This window comes from Candidatus Stygibacter australis (genome assembly GCA_030765845.1).
Classification (GTDB): Bacteria; Cloacimonadota; Cloacimonadia; order Cloacimonadales; family TCS61; genus Stygibacter; species Stygibacter australis.
Map to the genome: position 1 here is coordinate 16,023 of JAVCDJ010000028.1, position 16,725 is coordinate 32,747.

Consider the following 16,725-nt stretch of genomic DNA (forward strand, 5'->3'; position numbering starts at 1 on the left):
ACCTAAAATTTCGCTTTAATATTTTCACAGATTTCTTTCATCTTTTCCGTCATCTCTTCTGTAATAGTACTTTTGATGAGTTCTTTCAAGAAATCTTTATGCTGCAGGTCAAGAGTAGTGAAGAGGTCCTCTTCCAAATGGTTAATTTTGCTTAAATCAATATCATCCAGATATCCCTGATTTGCCATAAAGATAATAAATACCTGCTTTGAAACGTCAATTGGTTGATACTGTCCCTGTTTGAGAATTTCCTGAAGTCTTTCACCACGCCTTAACTGAGCCATTGTTGCCTTATCAAGATCACTGCCAAACTTGGCAAATGCCTGCAATTCTGTGAATTGTGCCAGATCAAGACGTAATTGCTTTACTACTGCTCGCATTGCTTTGATTTGAGCACTACCACCCACTCGAGATACAGAAAGTCCTGCATTAATGGCTGGTCTTTGACCTGAATGGAATAATTTACTGCTCAAATATATCTGTCCGTCAGTAATTGAGATCACATTAGTAGGAATATAAGCAGAAATATCTTCCGCCTGTGTTTCTATGATCGGCAAGGCAGTTAAGGAACCGCCACCTAATTCATCATTCAGCTTGGAAGCTCTTTCCAGCAGGCGTGAATGCAGATAAAATACATCACCTGGATATGCTTCTCTTCCTGGAGGTCTGCGCAGCAGCAGAGATATTTCTCTATATGCCACAGCATGCTTGGAAAGGTCATCATAAATGATCAAGGCGTGCTTGCCCTTATCTCTGAAATATTCACCAATTGTGCAGCCTGAATATGGCGCGATGTAATTCATAGAGGCCGGATCAGAAGCTGAAGTACTAACCACAATAGTGTATTCCATGGCATTATTTTCCTGCAATTTCTTTACTATCTTTGCTACTGATGATTTCTTTTGTCCAATAGCAACATAAATGCAGTAAACATCGCTATCTCTCTGGTTTATAATAGTATCTATAGCAATTGCTGTTTTACCGGTTTGACGGTCACCAATGATCAATTCACGCTGACCTCTGCCTATAGGGATCATGGAATCAATAGCTTTAATTCCAGTCTGCAGTGCTTCTTTTACCGGCTGACGCTGGATAACTCCCAGTGCCTTTCGTTCAATAGGCTGACTGATTTCTGATACGATATCACCCTTGCCATCAATAGGTTCTCCTAAAGCATTCACGACTCTTCCCAGGAGGGCTTCTCCTACGGGGATCTGCAAAATCTTATTAGTTCTGCGGACAATATCCCCTTCCTTAACTTTACTGGTTTCACCAAAAAGAATGCAGCCCACATTGGTTTCTTCCAGATTAAGTGCCATGCCCATAACGCCATTAGGGAATTCCAGCATTTCACTGGTCATCACATTATTTAAACCATGCACCTGGGCAATACCGTCACCCACCTGGATAACTTTTCCTGTCTCAGCGATGTCAATCTCGAATTTAAAAGAACTTATCTTTTCCTTAATTATCGAGCTTATTTCATCAGGTTGGATTTTCATCTTAACCTCATTTATACCTGTTTTGGTTGTTTTTTTGTTACAAAGATTTTTAAATTATTCTTGAGTGATCCATCCACGATCATAGTTTCAGATTCTGCATAAAAACCACCCAGCAGCTCTGGATCATACTCGATATCAGCAATTACTTCTTTTTTATAGATCCCCTCTAAATAAGCTATTATCTTATCAGTAGTGGATTTATCCTGCTTGTGTGCCAGCTTCAAACTTACTACCAGAGCATTCTGCTTTTTATAGACTTCATTCTCTAATTCTTTGAGAATATTTACTATCTTATGGAATCGGTTGTGATGGATCAGCAGAAAAAACAGCTTTTCCCACATCTCACTAAAATGCAGATTATCAATAACCTCTCGGATGAGAAGAGTTTTTTGCTCCTTACTAACAAGGCTGGTTTTTAATATTTCAATTAGTTCCGGTTGCTCAATAAAGAGTGCTTTCAAGTTTTCAGCATCGTTCAGGCAGATGTGATATTCTTCATGCTCTATAACTTCTGCAACTGATTTAGCATATTTCTTGATAATTAATAAGTCATTCAACTATTCACCTTCTTTGATGATCGCCTCAATCAATTCCTTATCATGCTTATTATCGACTTTTTTATTGAGCAATTTAGCTGTTAGATCAGACACTAAAACAGCAATATCCTGCTCTATCTGCTGCTGAGCTACTTTCTGCTTATGAGTCAATTGCTCTTCAGTTTCCTGCATTATATGCTTTTTTCTTTCTTTGGCTTCCAATAAGATGTCGTCTGCTTTCAGCTCAGCTTCCTTCTTTGCTTTATGAGTAAGCTGTCTGATATCTTCAGAAGATTTTTTGAGCTCTTCATCTCTCTGTTGCAGTAATTCATCGGCAGATTTATGCTTATCTTTTGCCTGATCTATTTCCTGCTGGACACTTTTCTGTCTTTCTGTCAAATACTGCTTCAAAGGCTTGAAAAGCAGTTTATTAAGAACTATCAGCAGAAGAATAAAATTCAGAATTACGATTATCATCGAATAATCAATACTGATCATGCTAACTTCCTTAGTTACGCTATTTTAATACAATACACAAATCAGGTTGAGAAGATGAGCAGTAATGCGATTACCAGAGAATAAATTCCCGTAGATTCTGATACAGCCTGACCTACAAGCATTGTTCTGGTTATCAAGCTGGCGTGTTCGGGGGCTCTGGCAATACCTTCACAGGCTTTTCCTGCCACAAAACCTTCACCGATACCAGGACCCAGTGCTCCTATTCCCATAGCGATACCTGCACCTAAAAGAGCAGCGGCTCTTGCTAATTGATCCATAGTTTCCTCCGTTTATATTTTATTTCTATTTCACCGAAAAAATTAATAAAAATGATACTACCAGCGCATAGATAGCAGTTGATTGTGATACTGCAGCACCCAGGAACATAGTTCTCATAATATGTGATTTTTGACCCGGGAATTTGCCCACCATTCTGCAGCCCTTTCCTGCCACATTACCGATACCAGCACCAGGTCCAATAGTTCCAATACCAATTGCCAGTCCGGCACCTAAGTATGCTACTGATCTCAAAAGGATATGTCCCGCACTAAGATTGGGGATACTGTCCTGTAATGGTGTAGAATATAATAATAATAGGCTAACAAGCAGAGCAAATATACTGGAAGTCTGAGCTAAGGCCTGACCGATCAGCATATATCCAAGAATGGAATTTGATTGCCGAGGCATTCTACTTATAGCATGACATGCCTGTCCCCCAGCGTATCCTGCTCCGGTAACTGGTCCCAGAGAACCAATTCCCACGGCAATTCCTGCTGATAATAAGGCAGAAAATCTGAACCAGCCACCTTCAACAACATCAAATCCACCAAACATAAGCAAAAGGGCTATAACCAGGGAGAAAATTCCACCTGTCTCTGTAACTGCCTGTCCTATGAACATTGCTCTAAATAATTTATCATGTGAATCTGGTTGTCTCATAATACCATAAGAAGCAGCGCTGGCGATATATCCGACACCGATCCCGCAAGTTATAGAGGCTATGCCTACGCTGAGTGCAGCTCCCAGAAAGGCAGCTATTTGAATCGTTTCCATTGTAAAAATCATATCTTAGTTACTCCGCAATTTCTACACCGATATATGTCAGTGCCAGCATGGTAAAAACAAATGCCTGCACAGTTCCAACAAATATTCCAAAGAATAAATTAAGACCCACAGGTAATACTATATAACTCACTAAGGAAGAAACAACAACGATGATTATGGCTCCTCCCAGGATATTACCAAATAATCTGAACGAAATTGAAATTACCTTGGAAAATTCACTCACAATGTCTAAGGCAGCCAGGGGGTTTTTTATGGGATTAAGATAGTGTTCAAAATGACCCCATAATCCTTTTACTCTGATCGCAGTGAAATGAACTACTAAAATAACTATAATTCCCATTCCCAGAGGGACATTGATATTTCTGGTTGGTTCCATAAACCCGGGAATAGGTATCAATCCCACCATATTGCAAATCCAGATAAATAAAAATATTGTAACAATATAGGGTGTGAAATTTAATCTATCCTGACCGAGAGTGTCAGAAACGAAATCCTCAAAGGTTTTATAGATCATTTCCATGATCAATTGTCCCTTAGAGGGTTTACCGGAAAGACTCTTTTTCAGGAAGATTATTAATAAAAGGAATATTATATCGACAATCAGTAACATTCTTATAAGATAAAAAGCGCCCAAAGCAGAAGTTTCTCCAAATAATGACCTGCATATCTGATATGCCTTGTAGCTGCCGTAAATTCTAGGTAAATGCTCTTGTCTGGATAAAATGGTTTCAGGAATAATGCCTTCAATTACAAGTCGATTTAAGCGGGAAATATCCAGTGGTGTCAAACCAGGAGTTTTTTTCTTTAATTCAGAAAGATAATACTCTGTTTCGGTAGTATGCTCTTTGATATAACCCTTAAATCCTGCTTCGTAAAATTTTGGATTGCTGATCACCTTTTTATTTAATTCATTAATCAATTCAGTTTTTATGCTGGCATTCCAGGTTGTATCAGAGTCTCTCAAATGATTTTTTATGCCAGTATTAAAAACGCTAAAAGCTTTAGACATAACAGGATTGTCACTTGCAAGGTACTCAGTGAATTTCTGGAAATCAGGAATTTCATATAAATGAAGCCGGGTATTTTTGATCAAAAACTCGTCACGTTGGAAATCCTCAGTAATTTTATCCTGAAGATCATAGTGACTCGCTTTATTTCTGATTACCAGCTTTCCTGAATCAATACCGATCTCTAATTCTTTTTTAAATCCAGAACTTATCAGCACTAAAGCAACTTCAATTACTATAAAAATGAGAAAAACCCATCTCAGGTTTCCCTTCTTTTTAGCCATTTTTACTCCTGTTCCTCACTGTCTTTGGGAAACCTGATTAGATATAAGATAAATATCCAAATCTGCCCGGACAGTAAGCCGACACCGAATATAATAATATTCAGGCTTAAAAATTTCACTGCCAAAATGGAACCAGCAATAAGGATCAAATATCTGAAATTAAAATCCTTATATGCCATTAATTTCGCTTTGTTTTCACCCGAATAGAGATTCTTCTCTATTTTAAGCGACATTAACCAGACATTGATGAGACTCAGAAAAGCACCGCAAATCCAGCTCAAACTCTGTCTTGGCATCAGGGGCAAAAAAATTAAAGCAATGATGTTTGTCAAGCTAATTAATCTAAGTAAAACAACTATAAATTCTTTATTCTTTAACACTTGATTCACTTTTTGAAATAATCTTTTTCAGCAATCTGTAGCTTCCAAGCATTCCTGTAAATACACCCATAATGATACCTGCTGCCTGCCATATTTGTCCAATCCCTAAAATTTTCGTAAGGTATCTTGACAAAAAGAACCAGATCAAGATGCTGATGATCATAACAAACCCTAATTGACCAGCCAGGGCAAGATATTTGATGAAACCGTAATCTTTCATACTCATTTCTGCTAATATCTGCTGCTTCTGAATATCTTTATTCTTCATTATTTCCTGTATTTAATAATCTGAATGGATCGATAAACTGTCCATTTAGCTGGATTGAAAAATGCAAGTGTGGTCCCGTGCTGAATCCAGTTGAACCAACTGTGCCAATGACGTCTCCTTTTTCGGCAAAACTGCCAGAAGCAGCAAAAATCCGATCAAGATGTCCATAAAAGGTATAATAGCCGTTAAAATGCTCAATAATAATCAGGTTTCCAAAATATTCATCCTGCTTAAAAACTTCTAGTTTTCCTGCGGCACTTGCTATCACCTCTGTTCCACGGGGTGCTGCCAGGTCAATTCCGGGATGTTTGTCCGAAAACTTCTGACTGACTACTGTTTTAACAGACAAAGGTCTCAGGTCAGGGATAAATCTATTCTCTATCGTTATGCTGTCTGGTTGATAATTGCCACCATTTTGCTCTTTAAGATAATTTGCCAGGATATTTTTTAAATCTTCAGTATTATCCTTAACAGGTATTATCCCATCATCTATGGGATTCTGTTCAGAGAAAGAAGCTGTGTTTGGCAGTTCGGATTTTATGGTTACCAACTCATTTTTGATCTTATAATAATCAATCAGGAAAATTATCCCGATTATCAGAATAATAATAGTCAAATAGCAGCAGGTTTTGTTCATTATTTATTTTTCAAAGCGTCCAGTATCTTATTCATTTCCTCCCGGGAATTGAAAAAGAAACTTATCCTGCCTTTATCATTTTTTTGAGTGATATTAACCCGGCAGGAATAACTGCCATGAAGTTTATTTTCCCATTCTTTCAGATGGATAGATATCTCGCCACCACGCGGTTTAGCTGGTTTATCAACATTTTTCTTTTCGATTGCTTTCCGGGCATATTCTTCTGTCATTCGCACTGACATCTGCTTATCGAAAATCAGGTTAGCAAAGTCCTGCCGGCTGCTTTCGGGAACCTGTAATATTGCCCTGGCATGACCGGAAGTAATTTTTCCTTCCTGGATCATTACTTGTATACTTTCATCAAGTTTGAGGAGCCGGATCAGATTTGACACAGTAGTCCTTTCTTTTCCCACCACTTCACTAATTTGAATATGAGTGAGTCCAAATTCTTCGTTTAATTGCTGATATGCTTTCGCTTCTTCAATAGCATTTAGATCTTCTCTCTGAATATTTTCTATAATGGCGAACTGCAATTGTTCTTGAGGAGTAATACTACGAATGATAACCGGTATCTCTGGAATATCTGCAAGCTTGGCTGCTTCCAGGCGTCGTTCCCCGGCAACTAATTCATATTGGCTGTCAGCATTTTTTGTAACTATTACAGGTTGAAGAATACCATTTGTTTTCATTGATTCAGCCAGCTCAGCAAGTTTCGCTGCATCAAAAAATTTCCGAGGTTGATACCTGTTAGGAATAATACTATCTATTTTAAGAGTAGTAATACCAGTTGTGCGGTCAGTGGATTCTGGTCCACTGGAGAACAAAGCCTCTAATCCTTTACCTAAGCTTTCTCTTGACATCTTTTTACCACTTCCTTTGCTAAATCTAAGTAACCTTTTGATCCTGTTGAGGAAATATCATAATGAAAGATAGATTTCCCGAAACTGGGACTTTCAGACAGCTTAACACTTCGATGTATAACTGTGTCAAAGACCTTATTCTGGAAATATCTACGTACCTCGCGTGCTACTTGACGAGATAAATTCAAACGACGGTCAAACATAGTCAACAGGATCCCTAAAATATTTAAAGAGGGATTCAGTGACTTGCGAACCATATTAATGGTTGTCATCAGTTGAGCAACGCCTTCCAGAGCATAATATTCACATTGAATCGGTACAATCACTTCATCACAGGCAGTTAAGGCATTAACTGTTAATAAGCTTAAAGAAGGTGGGCAATCAATGATGATAAATTCATAATCAGCTTCAATAGAATCTATGGCAGATTTCATTTTAGTTTCACGCATAAATTCTCGAACGAGCTCAATTTCCGCTCCAGAAAGATCTACACTGGCCGGAACCACATAAAGGTCTTTTAATGCTTCATAATCGCACGTAACTTCATCTATGGTTTTCTTGCCAATTATAACATCATAAATATTAGCTGAGTTTTTATTAATATCCAGACCACTTGAACTATTTCCCTGAGGGTCAAAATCAATCAGCAAAGTTTTTTTCTCAAAGATAGCCAGTGCTGCTGATAAATTTATGGCAGTGGTTGTCTTCCCAACTCCACCTTTTTGATTCACAATCGCTATTACTTTTGCCATTTACCTTTTTTATGTTCCACGTGGAACATCTTCCTTTTTCAATTCTATCAAAGTTCTTGTTCCCACTAATTCATGTGAGATATTATGCTTAAGAGCATTTGATAATATCTCCATATCATCCAGCTTCTTTGCTTTATATATAAATAATTTGCCTGCTCTACTGCTGAGTTTATTCAACTCTCGCCAATATTTCTCTTCAATTTTAACTGAACGGCAGACTATTACATCAAAGTAATTATGCCAGCTTTTATCTAATAATTCTATTCGAGAACAAATTGTTAGACATTCATGCAGGTCAAGCTTTTTTATTATCTTTTTCACTGCTTCCATCTTTCGTTGACGAGAGTCCAGCAGATACATATAGCTCTCGGGGAAAATTATTTTTAAGGGAATTCCCGGTAATCCTCCCCCAGTTCCAAAATCGAGAATTGTTTTACCATTCAAAGCCATGATTCCCACAGGTAAAAGACTATCCAGAATATGATTAAGCCAGATATCCGTTACATTAGCTTTTCGTGATATCAGATTTATCAGTTTATTAGTCTCGATAAGTAGCTTTACATACTGGTCAAGCAACTGCATTTTCTTGTCAAGATCAGCAATTCCATTTTTTTTTAAAAAAACTTCTACAATATCTTTACCTTCCATAAAAACTCCTGCTGCAATTGTTTGCACCTTTCCCCTACTGTCAAGCTTACTGATAAATGATCTGGAGATTATTATTATTTAACTTTTAAGCAATATGATTAAAAAGAAATCTGCTTAAATTCATTTACTGGCAAAAATTATCTTTTATATTGACTATATTCTAAGATATCTAAAACTTTGAAAAGCAGATGTTAGGTTGTGTGAAAAATGGTAGATAACTTGATAAGGCAGGATATGTCCAAAGTAAGAAAGAATTTTGAGAAACTTCCAATAGATGTTCTATTCGTAGAAGATGAGGAAATGATGCGAGATTCTATTGCAGAAATAATGAGGCGAAGAGTAAATAATGTACTTGTTGCCGGTAACGGACATATTGGTCTTGAATTGTACAAAAAACACCATCCACACGTGATTATAACAGATATTCGTATGCCCATAATGACTGGATTGGAAATGCTGGAGAAAATCAGGGAAATTGATGAAAATGTTAAAGTTATTGTTGTATCTGCTCATAATGATACCCAATATTTTCAGCAGGCTATTAATTTGGGAGTTGATGGATTTTTACTTAAGCCAATTAATGTAAACAATGTTATTAAGCAGATCTCCAAAATTACCAGACAGTTAGTATATCAGCAAAAAGCTCTGGAATTTGAAGATAAGATCCAGAAATTCAATGAACTTATTTTCCAGAATAAAGCTCGTGCTTCTGCGATGCAGACCTCAATGGCTCCATCCTGGCTCTTGTCTGAAAAGAAATTACTGTTTTCTTCAAATTATATAGTTGATGAAAGGACACCCAGTGGTGATTTCTTTGATATTATTCCCATTTCTGAAACTCGTTATATTGCTTATATGGGTCACTTCCCGCATCAGGACATCAAGGGTACACTTTTTATGCTCACCATTAAAGTCACCATGGACAACATTATAAAAAATGAGCTGGAAATGGCTTCTCCGGGAGTTATACTTGATCGACTCGTGAGTATCCTGGGAACAGATAATATTACAGATAGTATGGAACTGCTGGTGTGTTTAATAGATTCTGATTTTGAGTTTGTCCGATATGCAAAAATAGGTTCAGTGAATATTCTGCAATATGATTTGGCATCGAACTCTTTTTGTGATCTGGAGAAAGCGCAGATTTCATTGAATTCAGATAGCACAGATGAATTGGAGAAACCTAAGAGCTCCTTTGAGGAGCAGGAATTTTCCTTTAATGATCAGAAGCTAAATATCATATATACTTGTGAATTACAGAATTATAGTTTAAACGAGAAGAAGCTGGGGTTAGATGGTATAAAACGGATTATTTCAGAAATTGATGATCCAAATTCGTTCCTGATGCCATATATATTTAACGAAAAACTTTTAAAAGAGGGTTATACCTCAATCACATCAGATTTCTCTTTTGTACTATTTAGAACAAATAACCTGATGCAGAATGTAGATAATCGTTTTCTGGTAACATTTAAATCTGTTCTTACCAATACTTCCCATATAAGGCGGCAGTGCGAAAAATTTATCCTGGATAACACGGGACAGGATGATCTGGCATTTGAAGTTGAACTGGTTATTGCTGAAATACTCACAAATGTGATCGTGCATGGCTTAAAAAACAAACCGGACACGATGGTAGTGCTATCGCTGGTAATCACTGACAATGTAATTATCAGTATTTGGGATAAAGGTATTGAATGGATAATACCCATATTAAAAAAAGAAGATGCATTTGATCTGGTGGCAAACGATGCCACTTCTGGAAGAGGGTTACCTATTATTGTTACCCTGTCTGATGAAATAACAAGAAAAAGAATTGATTCTATAAATCAAACACGGATTATATTCACTATTGACTCTGATAAGGAGAGCTTATGTTAGACATTACTTTCAATCTAAATGAGAATATTGGAATTGTAAAAATTAGCGGTGAGCTTGATGCCTCTAATTCAAAGGATTTACGAAAAGCATTTGATGATTACTTTTTGAGAACTAACAAGTTTATACTTGATTTTTCTGATCTACAGTTTATGGATAGCACCGGGCTGGGAACTATCATCAGGATTTTCAAAGTTACAGAACAGAAAAATGGTTATCTTTGTATCGCTAATCCCCGTAATAAAGCCGCCCGAGTATTAAAAATGACTCAGGCGCATAAAGTGATAAATATTTTTGAGACTTTTGAAGAGGCTTTATCTAAATTGCAGGGCTCTTAAGAATAGGTTAATTTAATTCAAGAATTTCCTTTTTCTGAAAGCCCTTAATCACTTTCAATTCCAATTAGTTATATATTAATAATAATCTTTGTTTAAATTATAATTCAATCCCGATAATTGTGATAAAGCTGCAATTGCAGCAGTTTCTGCCCTTAAAATATGATTACCTAGAGAAAATGATATCACCTCTTCTTTGCTTAAGAATTCCTTTTCCTGCTGAGAAAATCCACCTTCCGGTCCAATGATAATCCCTAAAGATCCACCAGGGAATTGGTTCTTGATCTCGAATAATGAACGCTGTCTCTCGGTTTCCAGTGCAACTACAGGTACAAAACCGTCTTTCCGCATCAGGTCAGGAATTTTTCTAAGATCAACACATTCGTTAATCAGTGGTAACCAGGCATTATCACACTGTTTCATTGCTGCTATGGCAATTTTGTGAAATTTATTCTGTTGGTTAGCTGAATTTTTCCGAATAGTACGCTCTGTTTCCAGAGGATAAAATCTTGAACACCCCAGCTCAGTTGCTTTTTCAATTATCAAACTGTCATGTTTATTTTTTAATAAGGCAAATGCGAGAGCCATCCGGGGTTCACTTCGTTCATAAGTCTGACGGTTTTCAATCTCGATCAGCAAACTTCTTCGCTCTATTTTCACAATCCGGCAGTCAGCAAGTAGTCCACAGCCACTTGTGACCAGAATGGTATCTCCTTCACGCTTTCGCAGCACCTGACTTATATGGTGAAATTCCTCACCTTCAATGCTATACTGCCCTTCTTGTGAATCGCAAATGGCTGGCACATAATAACAGGGCACTTGTCTGATCTCTAACTAAATTATATTAAAAAGATGCTTGAATTTACTAAAGAAGCTCTTCTTGGGCTCATATTTCTTTTCTTTATCTATTTCGGCAAGTTCAGTGTACAATTCTTTTTCCCTACCAGTAACCTTTGTAGGGATCATTACGATTATGTGCACAAACAAATCCCCACTATATCCGCTATTGAGGTAGGGAAGACCCTGTCCTCTCACGCGGAAGGTTTTCCCTGATTGAGTTCCGGCAGGTACTTTCATTTTAACTTTTCCAGACAAAGTGGGAACTTTAATTTCGCAGCCAATTACTGCCTGAGAGACTGTAATGGGAAAATTGATCCTCAAATTACTTTCTTCCCGGTCAAATTCAGGGTGTTCCTTTTCTTTGATGTGTACCAGGATATCTCCATTTTCTCCACCATTTTTGCCTTTATTACCTTTACCTCGGAGTCTGATATATTGTCCTTCTGCTACTCCGGCAGGGATTTCCACTTCAAGTGGCTTTAATTTATTTACTCTGCCTTCACCGTGGCAAACCTTGCACTTCTTTTCTATCAGTTTCCCTTCACCATTACAGGTGGGACATCGCACCACAGTTTGCATCTGACCAAATAATGAACGGGATGTCTGCATAACCTGGCCAGTACCTCGGCATTGAGGACAGGCTTGAGTTTTTCCATCTTCTGATCCACTGCCATGGCAATGATCACAGGAATCTTTTATATTTATCTTTAGTTTTTTCTTCACGCCTTTAGCAATTTCTTCCAATGTCAGGGATAATGATAACTGCAGGTCTTCACCTTTATTACGACGGCTGCCTCCACGGCTGCGTCCCATACTGCCACCAAACAAGTGCTCAAAAATTCCTCCAAGCCCTTCACCACCAAAGATATCATCAATATCTGAGAAATGAGAAAAGTTACCCCAGTCAAAGCCACTGCCACCAAATGCGCCTTCCAGTCCAGCATGACCGAATCTGTCATACTTACTGCGTTTATCAGCGTCGCTCAGCACTTCATAGGCTTCCGAAGCTTCTTTAAAATTCTTTTCGGCTACTTTATCATCAGGATTTTTGTCAGGGTGATACTTCATTGCAAGTTTACGATATGCTTTTTTGATCACGCTTGCATCTGCTGTTTTATCAATACCCAGCACTTCATAATAATCTCTTTTTTCCATTATTTATCCCTTATAAAATTTCCTTATATATCTTGTAGCTAACCAGATACATCAATGATCAGCTACAGGAGATACAAGAAAATAGGCAATGCACCATTAAGCGCATTGCCTATATTACTATCAGTTATTTATCGTCGTCAACTACTTCAAAATCAGCATCAACAGGACCTTCTTCAGGTTCTGCCTGCTGCTGTCCACCTGCCTGTCCACCCATTTTGCTGGGATCAAAATCTGCATTATGAGGTCCTTCACCACCGTCAGCCTGTTGTTGTTTCTGCATATCAGCATAGAGTATTTCACTCATTTTCTGTGCTTTCTTGGAAAGTTCTTCTTTAATGCTTTCATATTCTTCTTTGGTTCCAGCTTTTTCCATTTTTTCCTTAGCTTCTTTCACGGCAGCTTCCACTTTGGCTTTTTCATCAGCAGGAATTTTTTCACCATATTCAGAAAGGCTTTTTTCAACTGAGAAAATAAAGGTGTCAAGTTCATTATGAGCAGTCACTTTTTCCTTCTCCAATTTATCGCTCTCAGCGTGTGCTTCTGCATCTTTTACCATTTTTTCGATTTCTTCTTCATTCAAGGAGCCTGTTCGCTCAATGCGGATAGACTGTTCCTTTCCTGTTCCCTTATCTTTAGCGGACACATGCAATATACCATTAGCATCGATATCAAATGTAACCTCTATTTGAGGTGTTCCCCGGGGTGCTGGTGGGATATCTGTGAGATCAAATTTGCCCAGTGTACGGTTATCATTTGCCATGGAACGCTCTCCCTGAAGCACGTTTATGCTCACTGCCGGCTGATTATCCGCTGCTGTAGAAAATACCTGGCTCTTATTAGTGGGGATGGTGGTATTACGTTCAATAAGCTTGGTCATCACTCCACCTAATGTTTCTATACCCAGTGAAAGAGGAGTTACATCGAGCAGAAGCACGTCATTAAGACTTTCGTCTCCACCCAGAATTCCACCCTGAATTGCAGCACCAACTGCCACTACTTCATCAGGATTAACGCTCTTATTTGCCTTCTTACCAAAATATTTCTCAACTGCTTCCTGTACTGCAGGAATTCGCGTACTGCCACCTACCAGCAAGATCTCATCTATGTCACTGGGGTTCAATTTTGCATCTTTCAAAGCTTTACGGCAGGGTTCTATTGATCTTTCCACCAGGTCTGCTGTCATTCGATTAAATTCTGCTTTGCTCAGATCAAGACTCAAATGCTTGGGACCAGAGGCATCAGCTGTTATAAACGGCAGATTTATATTTGTGGTTCCTGTACCGGATAATTCCACTTTTGCTTTCTCTGCAGCTTCCTTGATCCGCTGTACTGACATAGCATCACTGGACAGATCTATCCCTTCCTGCTGTTTAAATTTATCCATGATCCAGTCCATGATCTTCTTATCAAAATCATCTCCACCCAGGTGAGTATCTCCGTTTGTAGAAAGAACTTCTACAACACCCTCTGCTACTTCCAGAACCGATATGTCAAAAGTTCCGCCACCAAGGTCATAAACTGCAATTTTCTCTTCTTTTTCTGAATTTAATCCATAAGCCAAAGCTGCGGCTGTAGGTTCATTAATGATGCGTCTCACTTCCAGTCCGGCGATTTTTCCTGCATCTTTTGTCGCCTGGCGCTGAGCATCATTAAAATAGGCTGGTACAGTGATCACTGCTTCAGTGATTTCCTGACCTAGATGTGATTCTGCAGTTTCTTTCATTTTCCTAAGTACCATAGCCGAGATTTCCTGGGGTGAATAATCCTTATTTTCTATGGGAATATGCACAACTGCTTCTTTAAATTTTCCACTTCTTATCTCATAATTCACGTTTGAGATCTCTGATTGTACTTCATCGATCTGGCGTCCCATAAAACGCTTGATAGATGAGATTGTATTACGCGGATTGGTAACAGCCTGGCGCTTTGCCAATTGTCCCACCAATCGTTCATTATCCTTTGTGAATGCCACTACTGAGGGCGTAGTACGAGATCCTTCCACACTCTGGATCACATTAGCCTTACCACCTTCCATCACGGCTACGCAAGAATTTGTGGTGCCTAAGTCTATTCCTATGATTTTACCCATCATATCCTCCTGTTTCTATTTTTTTTTTTATCAGCTTTCTTATCAGCAGTTTTTTCTGGTTTTTCACCATTTGATACTGCCACACGTGCTGCTCTTATCAATTTGCCGTTCATCAGATAGCCATTCTGAATAGTTGCGGCAATTTTGTTCTCTTTCAGCTCAGAAGGGATATGGGCTAATGCCTCGTGATATTCAGGATTAAAGTCCCGTTTATCAGTTTCGACCTTTTCCACTCCTTCCCTTTTAAGAATATTTGAGATTTGATTATAGATCATCTCAATTCCTTTCTGATAATGTTTGGCATTGCCTTCATCATGATCACCTGCCAAAGCCCGTTCAAAATTATCTGTCACATCACATAATTCCAGGATCAGACGCTGATTAGCATTTTTTATCCAAGTTGATTTTTCTACAGTACTCCGCCGTCTGAAATTCTCAAATTCTGCTACGGATCGCAGCCATTTATCCTTCATTTCCGCTTTCTCGCGTTCCAGCTGCATAATTTTTTCCAGCAATCCCGTTTCCTCTGTTGAATCAACTATTTCCACATCCACTATTTCATTTTCAGTAGTTTCTTCCACCAGATCCTGCTGCTCTTGCTGTAATGCTTCCTGTTTTAATTTTTTATCTATTTTACTAGTTTCTGACATTTTGCTTCACCATCATCCCTTTCTTCGTAGTCTCGGTTATTGTTCTGGCGAAATCTCTCACCAGGGGTATATTTTTTTTATAATTCATCCGCACTGGTCCCACAATCCCGAGGTAACCCGGTACGCCATATATCTCATATTTAGCATAGATCATGGCATATTCAACCAGTTCTGGTCTGACAAGGTCTTCCCCCATTAAAATGGAATAATCCTTATCACTTTCATGTCTTTTCATCAGATTTATCAGATTATCCTGACGCTGAATGAATCCTAAAAATGATAGTATTGATTTGCGCTCATTAAATTCAGGCTGCTCCAGGAAATTCATGTTACCGTCAAAATGAATATAATAACTCGAAATCTGACTTAATGCATGATGTAATCCCCGTAAAAAATTCTTGAATAAGGCACTCTCTCTGCCTATTTTATTCTGGATTTCCTGCAGATATTTATTTTGAATGTCATATATCCGCAATCCTCCCAGTTCTTCATTGATATGACGGACAATGATCTTGAGTTGACGAGGATTGATCTCACTCTCAACATTCAGGATCACAGTCTTATCAAGCCCGGAATCCAGACTGACCACAAAAAGAAGTTTGCGGGGAGTAATATGGAATACATCCAGCTTTTCAAGATAACCAAAAGATATCTGAGGTTCAGCCACAAATGAGAGCTGATCTGTTTCTTTTGCCAGCACTTGCATGATATAATGCAATGCCATAGGTGTATCACGGTAATATTGCACCAGCAGATTTCTCAATAATTCATTCTCTTGAAAATGCTGAGCCTCAAACTCCGGATTGACCATTCGTAAATATTCCCGATAACCCATGATCGTTGGGATCCTGCCTGCTGAGGTGTGCGGCTGAAAGATCATATCTTCCTTTTCAAGTTTATTCAAATCTATCCGAATTGTGGCTGAAGAACAATCCGGTAAATATTTACTGCAAATCTGCTTTGATGATACCGCTTCCTGATGCTCGATATATTCCTCTACCAGGAATCTTAATACCTCTCTGCGTCTTATATCATTCTTTTTCATCACCAATCACATCCTTTATTTTAGCACTCTAATCAACCACCTGCTAATTCCAGTGACATTCAATAATTTAAAGAAAAACTGTCAATCTAAAAATAAGAGTGCTAACTTTTTCTCCCCCTATACGTAAACTGCCCTGAAAACACTTACCTGACTGCTCTTGATCTCCAAATGGATTTCTTGCGGAACAACAAAGCACGTACTCACATAAAAATGTCACTATGTGCTAAGTTGTTACTCGAGTAGTCCACTAGATGACAGTAGATGAATATAAGTGATGGTGATATGGCAATTTAGCT

Annotated in this window: 19 protein-coding genes; 2 read left to right on the plus strand and 17 right to left on the minus strand. The window is 38.2% G+C overall.

All coding sequences use genetic code 11. The features are described from left to right. Positions 1-2 precede the first annotated feature (2 nt). From atpA to rsmG, 12 genes are read right to left on the minus strand one after another with little or no spacing between them, the layout of a single operon-like run. Positions 3-1,502 (minus strand): F0F1 ATP synthase subunit alpha, encoded by a 1,500-nt coding sequence (atpA, locus tag RAO94_01425; GenBank protein MDP8320988.1) that lies wholly within the window; start codon positions 1,500-1,502, stop codon positions 3-5. 11 nt (positions 1,503-1,513) lie between these two features. Then, positions 1,514-2,059, minus strand: coding sequence for a F0F1 ATP synthase subunit delta (locus RAO94_01430; GenBank protein MDP8320989.1), 546 nt, complete (start codon positions 2,057-2,059; stop codon positions 1,514-1,516). Further along, complete coding sequence (atpF, locus tag RAO94_01435) at positions 2,060-2,536, minus strand: F0F1 ATP synthase subunit B (protein ID MDP8320990.1); 477 nt, start codon at positions 2,534-2,536, stop codon at positions 2,060-2,062. A 41-nt stretch (positions 2,537-2,577) separates the two neighbouring features. After that, positions 2,578-2,814, minus strand: coding sequence for an ATP synthase F0 subunit C (gene atpE / locus RAO94_01440; protein ID MDP8320991.1), 237 nt, complete (start codon positions 2,812-2,814; stop codon positions 2,578-2,580). Positions 2,815-2,839: 25 nt separating this feature from the next. Continuing rightward, positions 2,840-3,589 (minus strand): ATP synthase F0 subunit C, encoded by a 750-nt coding sequence (gene atpE / locus RAO94_01445; protein MDP8320992.1) that lies wholly within the window; start codon positions 3,587-3,589, stop codon positions 2,840-2,842. Between the two features lie 19 nt (positions 3,590-3,608). Next, a complete protein-coding gene (atpB, locus tag RAO94_01450) occupies positions 3,609-4,892 on the minus strand; it encodes a F0F1 ATP synthase subunit A (GenBank protein ID MDP8320993.1) in 1,284 nt (427 codons plus the stop codon). Between the two features lie 2 nt (positions 4,893-4,894). Next, complete coding sequence (locus tag RAO94_01455) at positions 4,895-5,272, minus strand: ATP synthase subunit I (protein ID MDP8320994.1); 378 nt, start codon at positions 5,270-5,272, stop codon at positions 4,895-4,897. Beyond that, the gene (locus RAO94_01460) at positions 5,259-5,540 is read right to left on the minus strand and encodes an AtpZ/AtpI family protein (GenBank protein ID MDP8320995.1); all 282 of its coding nucleotides are present in this window, start codon (positions 5,538-5,540) and stop codon (positions 5,259-5,261) included. The genes RAO94_01455 and RAO94_01460 overlap by 14 nt, the downstream gene beginning before the upstream one ends. After that, positions 5,530-6,177, minus strand: coding sequence for a M23 family metallopeptidase (locus RAO94_01465; GenBank protein ID MDP8320996.1), 648 nt, complete (start codon positions 6,175-6,177; stop codon positions 5,530-5,532). Before RAO94_01465 ends, RAO94_01460 begins: the two co-directional genes overlap by 11 nt. After that, a complete protein-coding gene (locus RAO94_01470; protein MDP8320997.1) occupies positions 6,177-7,037 on the minus strand; it encodes a ParB/RepB/Spo0J family partition protein in 861 nt (286 codons plus the stop codon). The genes RAO94_01465 and RAO94_01470 overlap by 1 nt, the downstream gene beginning before the upstream one ends. After that, a complete protein-coding gene (locus RAO94_01475) occupies positions 7,019-7,789 on the minus strand; it encodes a ParA family protein (GenBank protein MDP8320998.1) in 771 nt (256 codons plus the stop codon). The genes RAO94_01470 and RAO94_01475 overlap by 19 nt, the downstream gene beginning before the upstream one ends. 9 nt (positions 7,790-7,798) lie before the next feature. After that, entirely contained in the window at positions 7,799-8,437 is a 639-nt protein-coding gene (rsmG, locus tag RAO94_01480; GenBank protein MDP8320999.1) for a 16S rRNA (guanine(527)-N(7))-methyltransferase RsmG, read from the minus strand. A gap of 234 nt (positions 8,438-8,671) precedes the next feature. Between rsmG and RAO94_01485 the strand changes: the two genes are divergently transcribed. Together RAO94_01485 and RAO94_01490 are read left to right on the plus strand one after the other, a co-directional pair. Further along, the gene (locus tag RAO94_01485) at positions 8,672-10,318 is read left to right on the plus strand and encodes a response regulator (protein MDP8321000.1); all 1,647 of its coding nucleotides are present in this window, start codon (positions 8,672-8,674) and stop codon (positions 10,316-10,318) included. Further along, the gene (locus RAO94_01490) at positions 10,312-10,653 is read left to right on the plus strand and encodes an STAS domain-containing protein (protein MDP8321001.1); all 342 of its coding nucleotides are present in this window, start codon (positions 10,312-10,314) and stop codon (positions 10,651-10,653) included. The genes RAO94_01485 and RAO94_01490 overlap by 7 nt, the downstream gene beginning before the upstream one ends. A gap of 75 nt (positions 10,654-10,728) precedes the next feature. Here the strand turns inward: RAO94_01490 and RAO94_01495 are convergent, their stop codons facing one another. The 5 genes from RAO94_01495 to hrcA all read right to left on the minus strand — a co-directional run bounded on the left by RAO94_01495 (position 10,729) and on the right by hrcA (position 16,429). Further along, on the minus strand, positions 10,729-11,469 hold the full coding sequence (locus RAO94_01495; protein MDP8321002.1) for an RsmE family RNA methyltransferase: 741 nt from the start codon (positions 11,467-11,469) through the stop codon (positions 10,729-10,731). A gap of 15 nt (positions 11,470-11,484) precedes the next feature. Continuing rightward, the gene (gene dnaJ, locus RAO94_01500) at positions 11,485-12,645 is read right to left on the minus strand and encodes a molecular chaperone DnaJ (protein ID MDP8321003.1); all 1,161 of its coding nucleotides are present in this window, start codon (positions 12,643-12,645) and stop codon (positions 11,485-11,487) included. A 124-nt stretch (positions 12,646-12,769) separates the two neighbouring features. Then, positions 12,770-14,737, minus strand: coding sequence for a molecular chaperone DnaK (gene dnaK / locus RAO94_01505; GenBank protein MDP8321004.1), 1,968 nt, complete (start codon positions 14,735-14,737; stop codon positions 12,770-12,772). Next, on the minus strand, positions 14,734-15,384 hold the full coding sequence (locus tag RAO94_01510) for a nucleotide exchange factor GrpE (GenBank protein ID MDP8321005.1): 651 nt from the start codon (positions 15,382-15,384) through the stop codon (positions 14,734-14,736). The genes dnaK and RAO94_01510 overlap by 4 nt, the downstream gene beginning before the upstream one ends. Continuing rightward, positions 15,371-16,429 carry a heat-inducible transcriptional repressor HrcA gene (gene hrcA / locus RAO94_01515; protein MDP8321006.1) on the minus strand — a complete coding sequence of 353 codons (1,059 nt, stop codon included), beginning with the start codon at positions 16,427-16,429 and terminating at the stop codon, positions 15,371-15,373. Before hrcA ends, RAO94_01510 begins: the two co-directional genes overlap by 14 nt. Positions 16,430-16,725: the final 296 nt, after the last annotated feature.